Origin of the sequence: Mycobacterium sp. E183 (assembly GCF_001667735.1) — a bacterium.
GTDB lineage: Bacteria > Actinomycetota > Actinomycetes > Mycobacteriales > Mycobacteriaceae > Mycobacterium.
In genome coordinates this window covers 1-16,096 of the sequence record NZ_LZJN01000092.1, presented here as the reverse complement: position 1 = coordinate 16,096, position 16,096 = coordinate 1, and the positions used below count along the sequence as shown (strand labels likewise).

The 16,096-nt window shown below is 67.8% G+C and carries 15 protein-coding genes; 1 reads left to right on the top strand and 14 read right to left on the bottom strand.

The genetic code is table 11. The features are described 5' to 3' along the window. Positions 1 to 19 precede the first annotated feature (19 nt). Positions 20 to 952, bottom strand: a complete 933-nt coding sequence (locus A5691_RS09360) for a sterol desaturase family protein (RefSeq protein ID WP_067890858.1) — start codon at positions 950 to 952, stop codon at positions 20 to 22. A 101-nt stretch (positions 953 to 1,053) separates the two neighbouring features. On the opposite strand from A5691_RS09360, the gene A5691_RS09355 reads away from it, so the two are divergent. After that, positions 1,054 to 2,250, top strand: a complete 1,197-nt coding sequence (locus tag A5691_RS09355) for an NAD(P)/FAD-dependent oxidoreductase (RefSeq protein WP_068016023.1) — start codon at positions 1,054 to 1,056, stop codon at positions 2,248 to 2,250. Here the strand turns inward: A5691_RS09355 and A5691_RS09350 are convergent. The 13 genes from A5691_RS09350 to A5691_RS09290 all read right to left on the bottom strand — a co-directional run. Then, positions 2,247 to 2,957 carry an MgtC/SapB family protein gene (locus A5691_RS09350; RefSeq protein ID WP_067757163.1) on the bottom strand — a complete coding sequence of 237 codons (711 nt, stop codon included), beginning with the start codon at positions 2,955 to 2,957 and terminating at the stop codon, positions 2,247 to 2,249. The two genes, A5691_RS09355 and A5691_RS09350, sit on opposite strands and share 4 nt — an antisense overlap. A gap of 157 nt (positions 2,958 to 3,114) precedes the next feature. Then, positions 3,115 to 3,435 carry a DUF732 domain-containing protein gene (locus tag A5691_RS09345; protein WP_067757165.1) on the bottom strand — a complete coding sequence of 107 codons (321 nt, stop codon included), beginning with the start codon at positions 3,433 to 3,435 and terminating at the stop codon, positions 3,115 to 3,117. 91 nt (positions 3,436 to 3,526) lie between these two features. Next, positions 3,527 to 3,850, bottom strand: a complete 324-nt coding sequence (locus tag A5691_RS09340) for a DUF732 domain-containing protein (protein ID WP_067757168.1) — start codon at positions 3,848 to 3,850, stop codon at positions 3,527 to 3,529. 96 nt (positions 3,851 to 3,946) lie between these two features. Continuing rightward, positions 3,947 to 5,359, bottom strand: coding sequence for a PPE family protein (locus tag A5691_RS09335; protein ID WP_067757172.1), 1,413 nt, complete (start codon positions 5,357 to 5,359; stop codon positions 3,947 to 3,949). Between the two features lie 66 nt (positions 5,360 to 5,425). Next, positions 5,426 to 6,685 (bottom strand): PPE family protein, encoded by a 1,260-nt coding sequence (locus tag A5691_RS09330; RefSeq protein ID WP_067757175.1) that lies wholly within the window; start codon positions 6,683 to 6,685, stop codon positions 5,426 to 5,428. 624 nt (positions 6,686 to 7,309) lie between these two features. Then, positions 7,310 to 7,594 (bottom strand): WXG100 family type VII secretion target, encoded by a 285-nt coding sequence (locus A5691_RS09325; protein ID WP_067757178.1) that lies wholly within the window; start codon positions 7,592 to 7,594, stop codon positions 7,310 to 7,312. A 387-nt stretch (positions 7,595 to 7,981) separates the two neighbouring features. After that, positions 7,982 to 9,814: a type VII secretion AAA-ATPase EccA gene (gene eccA / locus A5691_RS09320; RefSeq protein ID WP_067757181.1), complete on the bottom strand. Its 1,833-nt coding sequence runs from the start codon at positions 9,812 to 9,814 to the stop codon at positions 7,982 to 7,984. Further along, on the bottom strand, positions 9,811 to 11,007 hold the full coding sequence (gene eccE, locus A5691_RS09315; RefSeq protein ID WP_067757183.1) for a type VII secretion protein EccE: 1,197 nt from the start codon (positions 11,005 to 11,007) through the stop codon (positions 9,811 to 9,813). Before eccE ends, eccA begins: the two co-directional genes overlap by 4 nt. Positions 11,008 to 11,026: 19 nt before the next feature. Beyond that, positions 11,027 to 12,856: a type VII secretion-associated serine protease mycosin gene (locus A5691_RS09310; RefSeq protein ID WP_067757186.1), complete on the bottom strand. Its 1,830-nt coding sequence runs from the start codon at positions 12,854 to 12,856 to the stop codon at positions 11,027 to 11,029. Continuing rightward, positions 12,834 to 14,345, bottom strand: coding sequence for a type VII secretion integral membrane protein EccD (eccD, locus tag A5691_RS09305; RefSeq protein WP_067757190.1), 1,512 nt, complete (start codon positions 14,343 to 14,345; stop codon positions 12,834 to 12,836). Before eccD ends, A5691_RS09310 begins: the two co-directional genes overlap by 23 nt. A 264-nt stretch (positions 14,346 to 14,609) precedes the next feature. Next, positions 14,610 to 15,512 carry an ESX secretion-associated protein EspG gene (locus A5691_RS09300; RefSeq protein WP_055405688.1) on the bottom strand — a complete coding sequence of 301 codons (903 nt, stop codon included), beginning with the start codon at positions 15,510 to 15,512 and terminating at the stop codon, positions 14,610 to 14,612. An 87-nt stretch (positions 15,513 to 15,599) separates the two neighbouring features. Next, the gene (locus tag A5691_RS09295) at positions 15,600 to 15,884 is read right to left on the bottom strand and encodes a WXG100 family type VII secretion target (RefSeq protein ID WP_046184805.1); all 285 of its coding nucleotides are present in this window, start codon (positions 15,882 to 15,884) and stop codon (positions 15,600 to 15,602) included. A 50-nt stretch (positions 15,885 to 15,934) separates the two neighbouring features. Beyond that, on the bottom strand, positions 15,935 to 16,096 hold a 162-nt coding region (locus tag A5691_RS09290; RefSeq protein WP_197508505.1), incomplete at its 5' end, for a WXG100 family type VII secretion target.

Here is a 16,096-nt window from a genome sequence, read left to right as displayed (position 1 = left end):
GCGCCGTCCGTCACCGGCGTTACGTCGATGTCGCCACCGCAACGGCCGCCTCGGCCTGCTCCGCGCCGCGCGGCGCCCAACCGGGCGGCCCGAAAACGTAGCCCAGGCGATCGCGAAGCCGAGTCGCCGTACGCCAGTCGCGGGCGATCGCGACGTATTCGCGGGTCTGCAGCTTCCAGATGTTGAACGTGTCGACCCGCTTGGTGAGGCCGTAGTGCGGCCGGAAGAGCTCGGCCTGGAAGCTGCCGAACAGCCGGTCCCAGATGATGAGGATTCCGCCGTAGTTCTTGTCGAGGTAGATCTGGTCCATCCCGTGGTGCACGCGGTGGTGCGACGGGGTGTTGAACACGAACTCGAACGGCCGTGGCAGCTTGTCGATCCGCTCGGTGTGCACCCAGAACTGGTAGATGAGGCTGATCGAGAAGCTGAAGAACACCATCCAGGGCGGTATCCCCAGCAACGGCAGCGGAACCCACATCAGGATCTCGCCGCTGTTGTTCCACTTCTGGCGCAGGGCCGTGGCGAAGTTGAAGTATTCGCTGGAGTGATGGGCCTGGTGCGTCGCCCAGATCAACCGCACCCGGTGCGCGATCCGGTGGTAGGCGTAGTACAGCAGGTCGACGCCGACCAGCGCGATCACCCAGGTGTACCAACGGCCGACCGAGAGGTGCCAGGGCGCCACGTAGGCGTACAGGGCGGCGTAGCCGAACAGTGCCAGTGTCTTCCACGCGGCGGTGGTGCCCACCGAAACCAGACCCATCGAGATGCTGGCCATCGCGTCGCGGGTGAAGTACGCGCCGGACGCCGGCCGGGCGTCGCCGACGATGCTTTCCAGCTTGCGCGCCGCCGACCATTCCAGCGTCAACAGCAGCAAGAAGAAGGGAATGGCGAGCAGCACCGGGTCCCGCAGCTGCGGGGGCAGGGCGGTCACGAACTCTGAAAGCGCACTCACAGGCATAAGACTACGACGACTGGCCGCACCGCCGGGTCGCCTTGGTCCGGCATGCGGCCCACACTGTGGTGACGGGATCGACCGACGTGAGGTGTCGAGCGTTGAGCGCTGTGGTGGTGATCGGCTCGGGGTTCGCCGGGTTGTGGGCGGCGCTCGGGGCCGCCCGCCGGCTCGACGAGCTCGCCATTCCGGCGGGCACGGTCGACATCACGGTGCTGGCCGCCCGGCCGTTCCACGACATCCGGGTGCGCAACTACGAGGCCGACCTGACCCCGTGCCGCATCCCGCTCGCCGACCTGCTCGACCCCGTCGGGGTGGCACACGTCGCCACCGAGGTGACCGCCATCGACACCGACGCCCGCACCGTCGCCACGGCGGGCGGCCGGACGTACGCCTACGACCGGCTGGTGCTGGCGTCGGGCAGCCGTGTGGCCAAACCGGCCCTACCGGGCGTGCGGGAGTTCGCCTTCGACGTGGACACCTATGACGGAGCGCTGGCGCTGCGGGACCACCTCCGCCGGCTGGCCGACGATTCGCCGACGCCCGCGGCCGGCACCGTGGTCGTGGTCGGGGCGGGGCTGACCGGGATAGAAGTGTCCTGCGAGCTGCCGGACAGGTTGCGGCGGCTGTTCGCCGCGACCTGCATTGCTCCCCGGGTGGTGTTGCTGGATCGCAGCCGGATCGGCTCCGACATGGGCGCCTCGGCGCGCCCGGTGATCGAAGAGGCCCTATCGGCCAACGGCGTCGAAGCCCGGGCGGGAGTGGGTGTTGCCGCGATCGACGAGGGCGGTGTGTCGCTCACCTCCGGCGAGCGCCTCGCGGCGGCCACCGTGGTGTGGTGTGCCGGCATGCGGGCCAGCCCGCTGACCGAGCAACTGCCGGTGGCGCGCGACGGCCTGGGTCGGGTGCCCGTCGATGACTGCCTGCGGGTCATCGGGGTGCCCGAGGTCTTCGCCGCGGGCGATGTCGCCGCCGCCCGCATGGACGACGACCACCTCTCGGTCATGTCGTGTCAACACGGCCGCCCCATGGGCCGCTATGCCGGGTACAACGTCATCAGCGACCTGTTCGGAGTGCCGCTGCTGCCACTCCGAATCCCGTGGTACGTAACGGTTCTCGACCTCGGGCCGGCCGGCGCCGTTTACACCGAGGGGTGGGACCGGGTGGTCGTGTCGAGCGGCGCGCGGGCCAAGGCGACGAAGCGGACGATCAACGCCCGGCGAATCTACCCGCCGCTGAGCGGCGACCGCGCCGACCTACTGGCGGCCGCCGCGCCGGAGCTGCAGCCCCGTCCTTAGCGGTCGGACTGCGCTTCGTCGCCGGCGTACCACTGCACCGCACGGACTCCCGGCTGTAGGGAGAGTTCCGCGACCAACCGCTCCAGCCGGGACGGGGCGTCCCCGTCCATGAGGAGGTGAGCGGTCAAGGTGACCTCGTCGTCGCCGGCGTGCGCGGTATGGATGCCGCGCAGCGTGATGTCGTTGCCGCTCGCGTGCTGCACGATCTGGGCGCGCGCGTATTTCTCGTGTTTCGGGCGGGCGACCACCTGCACCAGATATGGCCGCAGGCTTTCGTCTTCGTCGCCGGTGTTGTCGCGGTCGATCAGCCGGCCAAGCGGGCGCCCGAAGACGTGGATGGCGATGACGGTCCCCGTACCGATCAACGCGAAGACCAGGTGCCCGGAGGCCGCCAGGACGCCGATGGCCGCGGAGCACCACAGGGTGGCGGCGGTGTTGAGGCCGCGGACGTTCACCCCTTCGCGCAGGATCACGCCACCGCCGAGGAACCCGATGCCGGACACCACGTAAGACGCGACCCGGGTGGGGCTGGTGTCCGTGGTGGCGGCGGCGTACAGCACGAACAACGTCGCGCCGCCGGCCACCAGCGCGTTGGTGCGCAGGCCGGCCCGGCGCGCCCGCCATTGCCGCTCAAGGCCGATCAGGGCGCCGCAGCCCACTCCGACGGCGAGCCGGAGCGCGAAGTCGGCGACGCTCAGCGTCTCCATCGGCACTCCTTCCCCTCATGACCATCCGACGCAGCCGCAGCTAATCAGGCCCAGGTGAACAGCGGGTGGACCCCAACCGAACCGGATGCGATACGGCAATGCGCGCGAAACCTGTGGGGCGCCTTGCCGTTGCGCCGCGGTCAGGACGGGCGCCGCGCTATCGCGCGCTGAGCTTCTGAGGGCAATAGTATTTCGCGGCGATCGCCAGGAACGACGTCGCGTGATCGGCGGTGAGTCCGGGGTTCTGCGCCTGCAATTCGCTCACCATTTGGGGCCCGTACTCGCCGCTGTTCATCGACTCGCACACGGCCCTGGCGAACTGGACGGCCGCGTCGGGCGTCTTGTAGGTGATGCCAGCGCTCCGCAGCGAAGCGAGGAAGCTCGACTCGTCGACGGCACCGGTGTCCGGATCAGCGTAGGCCGGCGCGGCGAGCCCGATCCCAGCCCAGACGCCGAGCAGAGCCACCAGCAGCCTCATAGCCGAGGATTGTCTCACGACGGCCGGTCGAGCGCAGCGCGGAATCACGGCTGAATCGCCTTATCGTTCAGCTCAACTCGGCCGGAGCGGGTCAAGCTTTGCTGAGGTGGTGCGGGCAGTAGTACTTCGCGGAAATCATCGCGAAGTTGGAAGCCATCTCCATGTCCATCCCCGGGTTGTGCATCTTGACGTCGTGGACCAGCTCCAGGCCCGACTCGCCGTTGTTCAAGCACGAGCACACCGCCCGGCCCGCCCCGACGGCTGCGTCCGGGCTGGCGAAGGTGAAGCCGGCTTGATGCAGGGCTGAGAGGAACGCGCCGTCGTCACCGTCCGGCACTGGCGGCGGATCCGCGTATGCCGGTGCGGCCAGTCCGATTACGAGGAAAGCGCCCAGTGGCGCCAGCAGCCGTTTCATTACCTACCTTCTTTCATGGCGGCGGCAAGAGGATCGGAGGCGTTGCCTGCCAGACCGTTTGACAGACCACACCTGGATTCTGAATGGCCTTGCCCCTCAACCCAACTGGGCATCGGCGGGCAGGACCTTGGACTTGTCTCCCTTCTTCAGGTGCACCGCGTGGATGCCGGGCTTCTTCGCCAGCTGCTCGAGCAGGGCGTCGAGCCCCTCCGGGTCGACATTGTGGTGCTGGACGGTTTCGGGTTTTTCCGATATCTGCGCGACCAGACGCTTGAGTTGTTCCGGCGATTGTTTGTCTTTGAGGTCCTTGATCGGTTTCATCCGGTTGCGCACGCTGGCGCCCACCACGGTCGGTCCGCCTGCGCCGAGGGCGCTGCCCAGCATTCCCGCCATCCCCATCGAACTGAACAGGCCGCCCTCGCCCAGGGCGGCCGCGGGCACGGCCTCGGGTCCGGCGGCCGACAACGCGGCGGCGACCGTCCTGATGGCTGGTGTGGCCGAGGCCCAGCTGGGCGGCACGGTCAACTGCCCAACCAAAGTGCCGCGCGCAAAGCCCGCCGCCGGGCTGATCGCGTCGTACAGCGTCCCCCGGCCGAAGCCCAGCACCCCCAGGCCGGCCCCCAGGGCATCCTTCGGCAACGCCCCATACGCGATAGGTGGGGCGAATTTGAGCCATTGCGACAGGGGAAAGTTGATCAGCAACCCAACGTCGTTGAACTGTGTGGTCAGCCCGAGCGGCACCTTGACCGCGTTGTACATGGCGGTGATCAGCGGGGTGCCGGCGGGAGTCGTGCCGAAGCCTTTCAAGAACGTGGTGATCGCGGTGTTGTATTGGGTGGCCAGCTGCGAGAGCCATGCCAGGATCGGGTTGCCCGGGCCCGCGGTGAGCGAGGTGGCCGCCGAGTTGATGGTGGACGCCACGCTGCCCGCCGACGTGCCCGCGGATTGGCTCATCGCGGCCGCTTGCGTCGTGGTGCCCGCGCCGGTGGTGGTCTGCGGCGGCTCGGCGAACGGGGTCAATCGGGTGGCCGCCTCCGACGAACTGGCGTAGGTGTCCATGGCCACGGCGTCTTGGGCCCACATTTCGCCGTACTGTGTCTCGGTGGCGGCGATCGCCGCCGTGTTCTGCCCGAGCAGGTTGGTCGCCATCAGCTGCGCCAAGAGCGCGCGGTTTTCCGCGATCACCGGAGGCGGCACGTGGGCGGCGAACGCCGTCTCGTAGGCCGCCGCCGCCGCGGACGCTTGGCTCGCGGCTTCCTGGGCCTGGGCGGCGGTCTGCTGCATCCAGGCGACGTACGGGTACGCCGCGGACGCCATCGCGACCGATGACGGGCCCACCCACGGCCCAGTAGTCAGGCTGGAGATCACCCCGGAATAGGCGGTGGCGGTGGACTGCAGTTCGGTGGCCAGGTTCTCCCAGGCCGTCGCGGCGGCCACCAGTGAACCCACTCCCGGCCCGGTGTACATCCGGCCCGAGTTGAACTCCGGCGGAAAGGCTCCGTAAAACATTGCTGTCCCCTTACTCAGGCGCTTGGGTCGACGGTGCTGGGCTGCTGTGCGTGGCGGTCATCGCGGTCACTCCTCGATGTAAGGGATCACGATGATGGTGGCCGCGGCCGGATCGGCCTCGGCGACCGCGCCGCCCAGTGCGCCGGCCGCCGCGGCGGTGCCTCCGACGGAGTGGGTCGCGCTGGCGGCAATCGCGCGTCCCGCCAAGCCGGACAGGGCCATCTGGCTGAAGACGCCCTCTTCGCCGGCCAGCGCGGCGGGCGCGGCGGCCAGGTTGGTAGGCAGCACCTGGGCGATCGTTCGAATCGCCGGAGCCGCTTGCGTCCAGCCCTGTGGTACCGACATGCTCCCGATCACGCGCGCCTCCCCCATGGATCCGGACACGGGCCCAACGGCGGAGCTGAGCATCGGCTTCACCGCACTCGAGCCACTGGTCAGCGGGGCGAGAGCGCCAGTGATTGCCTTCGGGCCGGACAAGTAGGCGGCGGCGCTCTGGCCGTTCTGACCCCACGCGTACGCCTGACCGAAGGACAGGAACGGACCGCCCGGGACGCTGCTCCACGACTGAGGGGAATACGGGCCCGTCAGCACCGACCAGATGTTGTTCCAGTAGTCCAGGTTTTGTCCGATTCCGGTGGTGAGGCCGGTCCCGGTCGTGCCGGCGTTCGGAGCCGCGTTGCCGGCATTGACCGCGGTCTGCATCGTCGTGCTCAGCTGGGACAGCTGCGCGGCGGTGTTGCCGCTCGACTGTGCACTCGACTGGGTGACGGCTGCCGCCTGCATCGGCCCGGCCGACTCGTTGGTGGTCTGGGGCGGCTCGGCGAACGGTGTCAGCTGCGACGCGGTCGCCGACGATGCCGCGTAGCCGTACATAGCGGCGGCGTCCTGTGCCCACATCTCCATGTACTGCGCTTCGGTGGCGGCGATCGCCGGCGTGTTCTGGCCGAGGATGTTGGTCGCGATCAGGGCCGCCAGCAGGGCGCGATTGGCCGCGATAACCGGTGGTGGGACGGTGGCCGCGAACGCGGCCTCGTAGGCGCCCGCGGCCAGCTTGGCCTGGGCGCCGGCCGCCTCGGCCTGAGCACCGGTGGCGTTGATCCACGCCACGTATGGCGCCGCGGCGGACGCCATCGCCATCGACGAAGGGCCCGTCCAGGGCCCGGTCGCCAACGTTTCGATGGTCGCGTTGTACGACGCGCCCGCGGCCTGCAACTCTGCGGCCAATTCGTCCCAGGCCGCCGCGGCGGCCAGCAGCGGGCCCGAGCCCGCACCGACATACATCCGCCCCGAGTTGATCTCCGGCGGAAGCGCCCCGAAATCCAGCATCTACTACCTCCGGTCCCGCAAGTGGCCGCCATGGTAGGCGCGGCCTTGCTGCCTCGGCCGCATCCGCGCCGCGGTTCTAAGGAAACACATGAAATCGGCTACAGAAGACATGGGCTTATTTCGCATGCTGCAGACAACGGACCATTCTCTTCCTTAGCTGATATCCCCGACAAGATTGACGTCCGACTCAAGTCAAACACCGCTCAATCAATATACGATCATCGTGAGCGAAAAGTATTCGGCCCGCGTTCCCGCCGCGTTTACGGAATGTAAAAAGTGAATGTCATCGCACTGCCGACTGGTGTGAGGATTGTCCGCAGACAGCTATCTACCAAATTCAACTATTGCCTGTTTAAGCGTCTTATAGCGACGCAGAGCAACGGTTCACACAGAACTGGTAAACCGCGATACCCCCCGAAAGCGTTAATCAGCCGAATCGCGCTTCGGCCGACCTCGCTGCATTATTTGAATTTGTTGCAATAGCTGTGAGCCGCAACCTCCTCAAGCCATATTAAAAACAACAAAATGCCCGCATGCGGGGCGATGCCGCGAATGGCGGCGGCTTAACGCTCGCACCATGGCTCGCGTGTCGGCCCGAACTAATTACCTCGGTCTCAGACGCAATTACGCCCAGCTCGAACCGACGGCGCTGTCGGTGCTGGCCATGTTGTTGCCGGCGCTCTGCACCTTCTGCCCGTGGGCGTTGGCCTGCTCGTAGATCACCTGGAAGTTGCGACCCAACTGGGTGATGAACTCCTGGCAGGCCACCGAACCGGCACCGCCCCAGAAGTCACCCGCAGCAAGCACATCGCGAACGATGGCCTGGTGCTCAGCCTCCAGACACGCCGCCTGAGCGCGAATCGTGGCGCCGTGCGCGTCTACGTCGCCGAACTGATAATTAATTGCCATTGCGTACCCCTACCGTTCATCAACACGAAGGGTAAAACGGGTATGCTGTCGCGCCGCTGATTAGCTGCTGACAGTTTCCTGGGAGCTGGTTTCTCCTGGTCATGGTCGTTTTCGCGCCTGCTTGCCACCCCGGATTCGACGGTCGCGACGTTGCCGACGACGCGTAGTTCTCGACCACGATCCGTCACCGCCGAAGCCGGCCCACTCACCGGCTTCCGCGCGTGGCGCATCGACTCGCTGGCCGCTTGCCGCAACGGTTTTCCCGTCAGACCGCGGCATGACGCTCACATGGAACGCGTATGGCGGGCGGTCTCGTACTGGCGGCCGCTCGTGCCGGCCGCGGGGATCCAGATTCCCCGCATCCCGCGCACAAGCGCCGGAACCGAACTAAGTCGACTTGTTCTCGGCGACTGCGGCGCTGAGACCCTCGGCGAGATCCTCCTGGGTCAGCTCCTTGAACCGCAGCAGTTGACGCTCGCTGAACTCGGTGACCTCGCTGGCCAACACCGCGTCGAGGTCCTCGTCGTCCAGGCGGAAACTGCGGTGATCGCGGGCCTTCTCCACCACGTTGCGCACGAATCCGGCATTACCGAGGGTGTCGATGCCGCGGATCAGATCGCCGTCTTCGGAGTAACTCTCGTCGAGATAAAACCGGGTGTAGGACGGCAGTAGGGAATGGGCGGCTTCCTCGGTGATAACGTCCTCGTTCTCCTGGCCCATCAACCGGGTCAACGCGACAAGCTCGTCCGGCGTGTAGCTGAAGAACTCGATCACGGTCGAAAACCGCCGGCGCAGACCCTGATTCACGTCGAGCATCTTCTCCATCGCCTTCGCATAACCCGCACCGAAGACGACGAGTTCGTCGCGATGGTTCTCCATGTACAGCAGCAACGTGTTGATGATCGCGTTGCCGTAGGGGTCGCCCTGCTGGTACCCCTTCTCGTGCAGCGTGTGCATCTCGTCGAAGAACACCGCCCCGCCCAGGGCTTCCTCGAGCATCTCCTCGGTGTTCTTCTCCGCGTCGGCCATGTAGCGACCCAACAGCTTGGTCCGGCTGGTTTCGACCACCACCGGCTTGCGCAGCACCGTCAAGCCGCACAGCTGCTTGGCAAAGGCTCGCGCCACCGACGTCTTACCGGTTCCGGGCGGACCCAACAAGAGGGTGTGGCGCGACGTCACCGGCACGGGGAGGCCCATCTTGGCGCGCGCCAGGTTCACCTTCGTCGTCGACTTGATGAGCTTGATCTCCCGCTTGGCCCGTTCCATCCCCAGCATCGCGTTGAGCTCCGCGTCACCTTCGGCCAGGTACTTCGCGGCCTCCTCCGCGTGGCGAGCGGCCTCCGTCTCGGCGCGGGTGGGTGCGCTATCCGGATCCCATGGATTCGTCCGCGCCTCAATGGTTTCCGGGTCCGTCAGGACCAGCCGATAGTTCGGATTGTCCAGCGCTTCCCGGGCCGGGGTGAACTTCGGATCCCGCGAATACACCCGGCGCAACAGTTCGACGGCCTCGTCTTCGCGGCCCAGGTGCCGCAGGCACATGCCCTGGGTGTACAGGGCGATGTTGGCCGCGCCCGGCACCCGGTCACCCTCGACGGCGTCCTGACCGCGCCGCAATGCTTCCTCGAAGACGCCGAGTGACGCCAGCGCCGTCGTCGCCATCGCGGCGCCGGCGGCCTTGAGCTCCGGCTGTCGCCAGACCTTGCCCTCGGGGAACTGGTTGAGCACATCCGGCCAGCGTCCGGTGCGGAAATACAACACGCCCCGCACGTAGTCGACCAGCTCCTGCTCGAAGGGCTGGCGCGGTTCCACCCCGTCGAGTAGTTCCGACGCCTCCTCGTAGCGTTTGGCCTCGGCCAGGACGGCCGCGTAGGCACACGCCAACGACTCGGCGCTGGTGACGGCCAGCTGGAGGAACAGCCCGTCGGAAACCTGGGGACGGAACTCCAGGTCGGTGACCCCGAGCCTGCGCGTCTCCCATCCGAACGTCCGGATCGACGCCCACGCGCCGGAGAGCACCTCGATGCTGCGCTCCCCCGCCAGCAACCGCGCCAGCCAGGCGTCGCACATGCCGGGGTCCAGGTTGCTGGCCGTGGTGAACATCTGCGACGCGACCTGAGGATTGTGACTGGGTTGCAGCCCGTTGACCGATATCCCCGATGCCAACAGGCCGGCGACCATCGCGTTGCGGGCGCCCTCAGCGGTCGATTGCGGGCGCGTCATTGCGCCACAGGCACGCCCGCCGGGCTCTCTCGCAACTGGCCGACCGACAGCGTGAGCTCGTCGTCGTCACGCACGGCACGGCTCGGCACGACGAGCGTGGCGTGTGTCGCGGGGGCGGGCAAGCTGGCGCGGACCGCGGCCAACTGGCGTCCGGTGAGGCGGTTGAGGCCGGCGGAGATGTCCCGGGGCAGCCGCTTCTCGGTGTGGTAGCGCACCCAGGCCGACACCTGCGGCCGGCCCGCGGGGGCGGTGAGCCGGACCGTCAGCACCGTGGCGACGGTGTCCGCCTCCCACAGCTCGTCGAGGGTGTCGGTGGTCAGGTCGGCGGGCGTCACCCAGAAGCTGGTGGTGAAGCCGTTGAAGTGCTTGAGGTGGCGCCAGCCGGGCCGGCTCCAGGTCGGCTCCAGATCCGCCAGCACCGCGCGGTCCACCTCGGTGATCTCCTCGGCAGTCAAAGGCTTTGCGGCGCAATTGATTCCGTCGAGGTCCTGCGCCAGCCGCTCGGTGGCCGCCACCAAGGTCGAAGCCAGCGAATCGCGGACCGCCACGGCGGCGATGTTGCGCTGCGGGTTCATCCGCAGCACCAGCCAGGTGCGGCGAACGTACGAGGTGGGCTGCCCGTTGGCCACCTCCCACTCCTCGGGGCCCCAGTCGTCGAGCTTCGACAACTCGGCGGCGTTGCCGCCGCGGCGCACCTTGACCGACACGATGTCGATGTTATCGAGGTGAATGTCGAACTGCCGCAATCCATCAGCCACAGCCTGCACCAGCAGGGTAGGCGACGAGTTCCGGTGCCGGTGGCGCGACGACGGGTCGTCGTCACCACCGTTCACCGCGATGACCGACACCAGCTGGCCCTCGTACTCGCGCACGCCGACCTTGTCGCGCCCGAACTTGCGCTGGTAGTCGAGCACCGGCGTGCAGCCGGCGCCCAGAGCCGTCCCCGGGTCGGCGGACCAGTCCCATAGCCAGGTGGCCAACGCCGAGGTCACCGTGACGCCGTGATAGGTGACCAGGGAGAGCAGCGCGACCAGCACCGCCAGGCCGACACCCACCCAGAACGCGATGCGATAGGTGCCCTGCCAGGACTCCGGGCAGTGGCTGCCCACCACCAAGATGGCGACGTCGACAAGGAACACCGCGGTGACCCGTGGCCACGTCAACGACAACCCGAGTTTGCGCTGAGCTTTCATGACTGTTACTGCTCCGCCCTTATTGCTGCTTCCGCGATCGCTTCATCAGCATCGCCGTACCAAACACGCCCCCACCGATCAGCAGCGCCGCGAGCAAGCCTCCGCCGGCCACCCACACTGGCACCATATCCCGGTGCGGAGCGGGCCTCGGAATGTTCAGCGGCGCTGAAAGTTGCTGCGGGGGCTTCAACGGTCCTTCGGGTACGTCCCACGTCAGGGCCGCGACCGGATCGACGATACCGTGGCCGATCTGGTTGTCCACGCCACGCGCCGGTGCGCGGGCGGTGCGAGTCAACCGGTTGATGACCTGGTATGCCGACAGCTGCGGGAACTTGGCGCGGACGAGCGCGGCGATGCCGGACACGATCGCGGCCGAGAAGCTGGTGCCGGAGGGAACCAGCAACGTGTTGTCCGGTCCGTCGATCGCGTTGATGACGCCGTCGTCACGCGGGGACAGACCGACGACGTCGGTGCCCGGCGCGGCGATGCCCACCCACGGGCCGGCCACGCTCGTCGATCCCTGACCCTGACCCCCGGTCTGCGGCCGGCCGTCTTCGTCGACCGCCCCCACCGTCAGGACGTAGTCGCTGAACCAGGACGGCGTCACGACGGTGGTGACCGAGTTCCAGTTGCGAGGATCGTTGGGCTGCAACGGATCATGCGGCGGGTTCTGCTTGCAGTCCTTCTTGTTGGTGTCGCCCGCGGCGGCCACGATGACGGCGTTCTTGTCGACCGCCGCGTAGCGCACCGCCGCGCCGAGGGCGCGCTGGTCGACGATGTTGCGCGCGCTCATGCAGGTCACATCCGAGATGTTGATGACCTGCGCGCCCATGTTGGCGGCGTGCACGATTGCCCGGGCCATCGTCTGGACACCGTCGATTTTCGCCCGCGTCTGCGGGTCCTCGTCGCCGGTGTAGGCGTCCTTGAGGCCGAAGGCCTGGCTGGACTGACGGATCGCGATGATGTCGACGTCGGGCGCGACACCGCTGAACGCATCGGGGCCGGCCGACGGCGCCGGCGGCGCGGGCGGCGGGGGTGGCGGCGGATCCAGCGGGCGTGGGTAGTCAACCCCGACGACGTGGCTCCCACCGGAGTAGCTCGGGATCGTCACCGTGCCGCCGCCGTGGCCGGCCGCCGGGGCCTGGCCGGGCTGCGCCGGTCCTGGCGGCGGACCGTTACCGGGCGGAGGCGCCGCCGGAGGCGCGGGCGCCGGCGGCGCGCCGAAAGGTCCGGGGGCCGGCTGGTCCTGCGGCGGAGGCGGAACCATCGTCACGGTCTGCGGCAACGGTGACAACGTCACGGTCTGGGGCGGCGGCGCCTTCGGCGGCGGTTCGGTGGTGGGGATGGTGACCGGGCGGCGCGGCGCGGCCGGCGGCACCCCCGCGCCGTTCGCCGGCGCGGCGCCGATCATCGAGGCCACGATCGTGCCGTGGGCGTCGCAATCCGACAGCCCGTCACCGCCCATGACGTAATCCCCGCCGGGGATCAGGTGCGGAAACCTGGGATGCGGGCTCACGCCGGTGTCGATGACGGCCACCTTCACGCCGGCACCGCGCCCGAACTGCCACGCCTCCTGCAGGTTCAGCATGTCCATGTACTTCGGCTGCAGTCGGAAGTCCGTGCCGGGCAGCACCCCGACCTCGGTGCAGTAGGAATTCTGCTTCATCGGCGCCGGCGGTCCGGGCGGGCCGTCGGGCGGCACCGCGCCGGGATCGATCGTCGGCGGCGAAATCGCAGAGGCGGGCGGCAAGCCGGCCAATGCTCCTGAGGCGAGCAAGATTGCGGCGAGGGCCGCAGCGGATGCGCGCCCTCGCCACACCTTGCTACTACCGGTAGCGGATTGCTGCATAGACATTCATCAACCACAATGCCAGCGGGAAAATCGGCATCAGGCAGAGGTATTCGATCCATTCCACGAACTTGCGGAACAGCGGGCTGTAGATGGTGTTCGGCACCACGGCCGCGGACGTAAGGCCGGCCGCCGGGAGCAGAACCAGGATCGCCGCGCTGATCGACACCGCCAGGGGCGACTGCAAGACGAGCGCGTAGCGCACCACGACCGCGCCGACGATGAGAACGGCGGTCACGGCCAGGGTGATCGCCTGCCAGCGGTCGACGTACGAGCGTCCGCGCAGCATCAGGAACCCGGCGCTGAAGCCGGCCAGCAGGAGCGGCAGCCAGCGTTGACCGGTGTGCGGGTCCGACAGCGCCGTCAACGAGACGACCATCAACACGCCGAGACCGATCAGCAGGCCGGTCAGGAAGGAGCGGGCGCGTTCGGCCTGCACCAGGACGTCGCGGACGGACGCGGGGCCCTCGAGGACCGGGGGGCCGCCGTCGGAGCGGACCACGGTGGTGGGCAGGTCGGGCCGAGCCTCGAACACCCACCGGCTGGTCGCCGACGGGAAGACCGGCAGGCGGATGCCCGCCAACCGCCGCGAGAGGGCGGGCGCCGTGTGGTACACCAGCACGCACAGCAGGACGACGCTGGTCAGCAGCGTCACGGCACTGGTCATCGCGACCATCCGGGCCAGCGCCGCGATCGCGGTGACCACGCTGACGGTGATCAGGGCGGTGTAGAGCCCAAGGCGCCGACCGGTGAACCGGAGCGCAAGCATCGCCGCGATGGTGAGAACGCCGAAGCCGAGCACGGCGTGGGGGGACCCTACTCCGCCGGGCGGGGCCGCCGCCGCGGAGACCGTGAGTGGCGCCAGGCCGCTCAGCAGCATGATGTCGGCGATACGGCGATCCTGGTCGGTGCGCGCCCGCATCAGGAGCATCAGGGAGACGCCGAGCACCACCGCGGCGATCACCGCGGAGTACGCCGTAGGCAGCCAGGAGTTGTGGTGCCACCGGTACCAGAGCAGCAAGCCGGAGGCGGCGGTTACCCCGGCCGCCACCATCGACGCGCCGACCTGCACCGCGGCGACCGGGTCGATCGCGGCGAACCGCTTGCTCAGATTTGCCGCGACGGCGGTGGAGATGTGCTCGATGACCTGCGAGCGGTGCTCGGTGTCCTGGATGAACCGGATCCACAGCCGGTCGCCGTCGTAGACGTCCTGTTCGGTCAGGGACTGGGTGGCACGCAAGGGGGTGCCGTCAACCAGGCACAGTGCCCACCTGCCGCGGCCCGTCGCCTCCAGCGGGGTCTCGCCCAGCTCCCTGAGCCGGCTGTTCACCACCTTCAGCAGCGGCTCGGTCATCACCGAGACGGGGGCGTTGGCGTCCAGCAGGACGCCGATCTGTACGCCCGCACCGGCCATAACGCCGACCACGACCGCCCGAGGCTGCGAAATACCCTCAACGTCAGGCTGTAGCGCTTCAACTACCGCAGTCATCGCCCTGAACCCCTTACCGTCGTGAATGTGTAACCCCGTGCCGCCGACCGGGCGGGAGTCTGCGCCGGCCGACCTTCCGGAGCGCTGCGGCCCCCGGGAAAGTCCAGGCCGACTATTCCGAATTCCATCTACCCCGCCTTGCGATTAAAACTTCGGTGACAGTGGTTTGAGATTTGCTGAATCTCTCAGAGAAGTATGCCGTGTTGGCATCTCAACCGCATGTTGAGTGCAAAGCCATTGGTGAACTTTATGTTTCGTCTTATGTCAGACCCGGCTGTGGGTTTTCCACTCGCCATACGGCAGCGTGTCCAGCACCGTCTTGACGCCCACCTGCACCAACTGAGGGGTTGCGGGGCAGATGGCCAGCCAGGCCTCCCCCGACCCCGCCGTCCTCGCCTGCTGGTAGAGCGCGATGCGGCCACCGGAACCGTCTTTGAGCGACAGCACCGATGCGCTCGGCCCCTTCGCGTCGTCCCGGTATTGACGGGCATACACCGCGACCTCGGCCGCCGGGTCCGAGAGGGCCTGTCCGAGCGCGGCCACCGTGGCGGCGCTGATGCCCATCCGCCGCAGGTCGCCGCCGGAAAATACGTTGAAGCCCGACTCCTGCCACGACTTGGTCGCTTCCAGCATCTCTTCCAGCGGCACGTTCACGGCATTGATGGCCGCGGGCTCCGCGTGGTGGATCGACTCCAGGGCGTCCAACACCAGGGAGGCGATCGAGGCGCTGTCGGCGATGGCGACGTCGTCGACGGTGATGTCGCCGCCCACCCGTACCGCCGAGACCCAGTGCTGGCCGCGACGGGCCAGCACCACCCGGAACTCGTTGTCGGGGATGTCACGCGACCCGGGCGGCTGGTTCTCGTCGTCGACCACGCCGTATAGCAGCTTGCCCCGCGACAACAGGGCGATGACCTCGAGGTCCGGCGCGGCCAGCACCCTCATCCGTGCGGCCACATGCTCGTTCACCTGATCGTTTTCGACGATGCCCTGCTCGCGCATCACCGCCATGCCGGGATGCTCGTTGAGCCAGTCGCTCGAGTCGGTGGAGACGAATGGCCGGCACCGCAGCTCCGGCGCGACGTGCCGGATGTCCAGGAGCGCCTGGAGCATCCAGAAGCCGTCGACGTTAACGGTGATGTCGGTACGGGCGGTCTGTTGGTCCATCAATACCTCAAGGGGTCAAAGTGCACGGTAACCGCAGGACGCGGCAGCACACCGATGTCTGGTGTGCTGCCGCGCCTGAAGTTGGGGTTAGGCCCAGCTGGACCCAACGGCGCTGTCGGTGCTGGCCATGTTGTTGCCGGCGCTCTGCACCTTCTGCCCGTGGGCGTTGGCCTGCTCGTAAATCACCTGGAAGTTGCGACCCAACTGGGTGATGAACTCCTGGCAGGCCACCGAACCGGCACCGCCCCAGAAGTCACCCGCAGCAAGCACATCGCGAACGATGGCCTGGTGCTCAGCCTCCAGAGACGCGGCCTGGGCGCGGATCAAGGCACCGTGGGCGTCGACATCGCCGAACTGGTAATTGATTGTCATAACGGTGTTCTCCTAATGTCTGGAATGGTACGCAGCCGCGGTTTTTAGCGCTAGCTGCTGAGGATTTGCTGCGAGGCCTGCTCTTGCTGCTCGTAGTTGTTCGCGTCGCGGATCAGTCCATCGCGCACACCGTGAAGCATGTTGACGATGTTGCGGAAGGCCTGGTTGACCTGGCCCATGGTGTCGTACGAGGTCGCCTGCGCCTGGCCGCT

Bases quoted from the DNA above. Each gene is read 5' to 3' on its own strand.
- eccE (WP_067757183.1), bottom strand. From the start codon at position 11,007: ATGAAAGCTCAGCGCAAACTCGGGTTGTCGTTGACGTGGCCACGGGTC.
- A5691_RS09325 (WP_067757178.1), bottom strand. From the start codon at position 7,594: ATGGCAATTAATTATCAGTTCGGCGACGTAGACGCGCACGGCGCCACG.
- eccA (WP_067757181.1), bottom strand. From the start codon at position 9,814: ATGACGCGCCCGCAATCGACCGCTGAGGGCGCCCGCAACGCGATGGTC.
- eccD (WP_067757190.1), bottom strand. From the start codon at position 14,345: ATGACTGCGGTAGTTGAAGCGCTACAGCCTGACGTTGAGGGTATTTCG.
- A5691_RS09350 (WP_067757163.1), bottom strand. From the start codon at position 2,957: ATGGAGACGCTGAGCGTCGCCGACTTCGCGCTCCGGCTCGCCGTCGGA.
- A5691_RS09340 (WP_067757168.1), bottom strand. From the start codon at position 3,850: ATGAAACGGCTGCTGGCGCCACTGGGCGCTTTCCTCGTAATCGGACTG.
- A5691_RS09330 (WP_067757175.1), bottom strand. From the start codon at position 6,685: ATGCTGGATTTCGGGGCGCTTCCGCCGGAGATCAACTCGGGGCGGATG.
- A5691_RS09335 (WP_067757172.1), bottom strand. From the start codon at position 5,359: ATGTTTTACGGAGCCTTTCCGCCGGAGTTCAACTCGGGCCGGATGTAC.
- A5691_RS09300 (WP_055405688.1), bottom strand. From the start codon at position 15,512: ATGGACCAACAGACCGCCCGTACCGACATCACCGTTAACGTCGACGGC.
- A5691_RS09310 (WP_067757186.1), bottom strand. From the start codon at position 12,856: ATGCAGCAATCCGCTACCGGTAGTAGCAAGGTGTGGCGAGGGCGCGCA.
- A5691_RS09345 (WP_067757165.1), bottom strand. From the start codon at position 3,435: ATGAGGCTGCTGGTGGCTCTGCTCGGCGTCTGGGCTGGGATCGGGCTC.
- A5691_RS09295 (WP_046184805.1), bottom strand. From the start codon at position 15,884: ATGACAATCAATTACCAGTTCGGCGATGTCGACGCCCACGGTGCCTTG.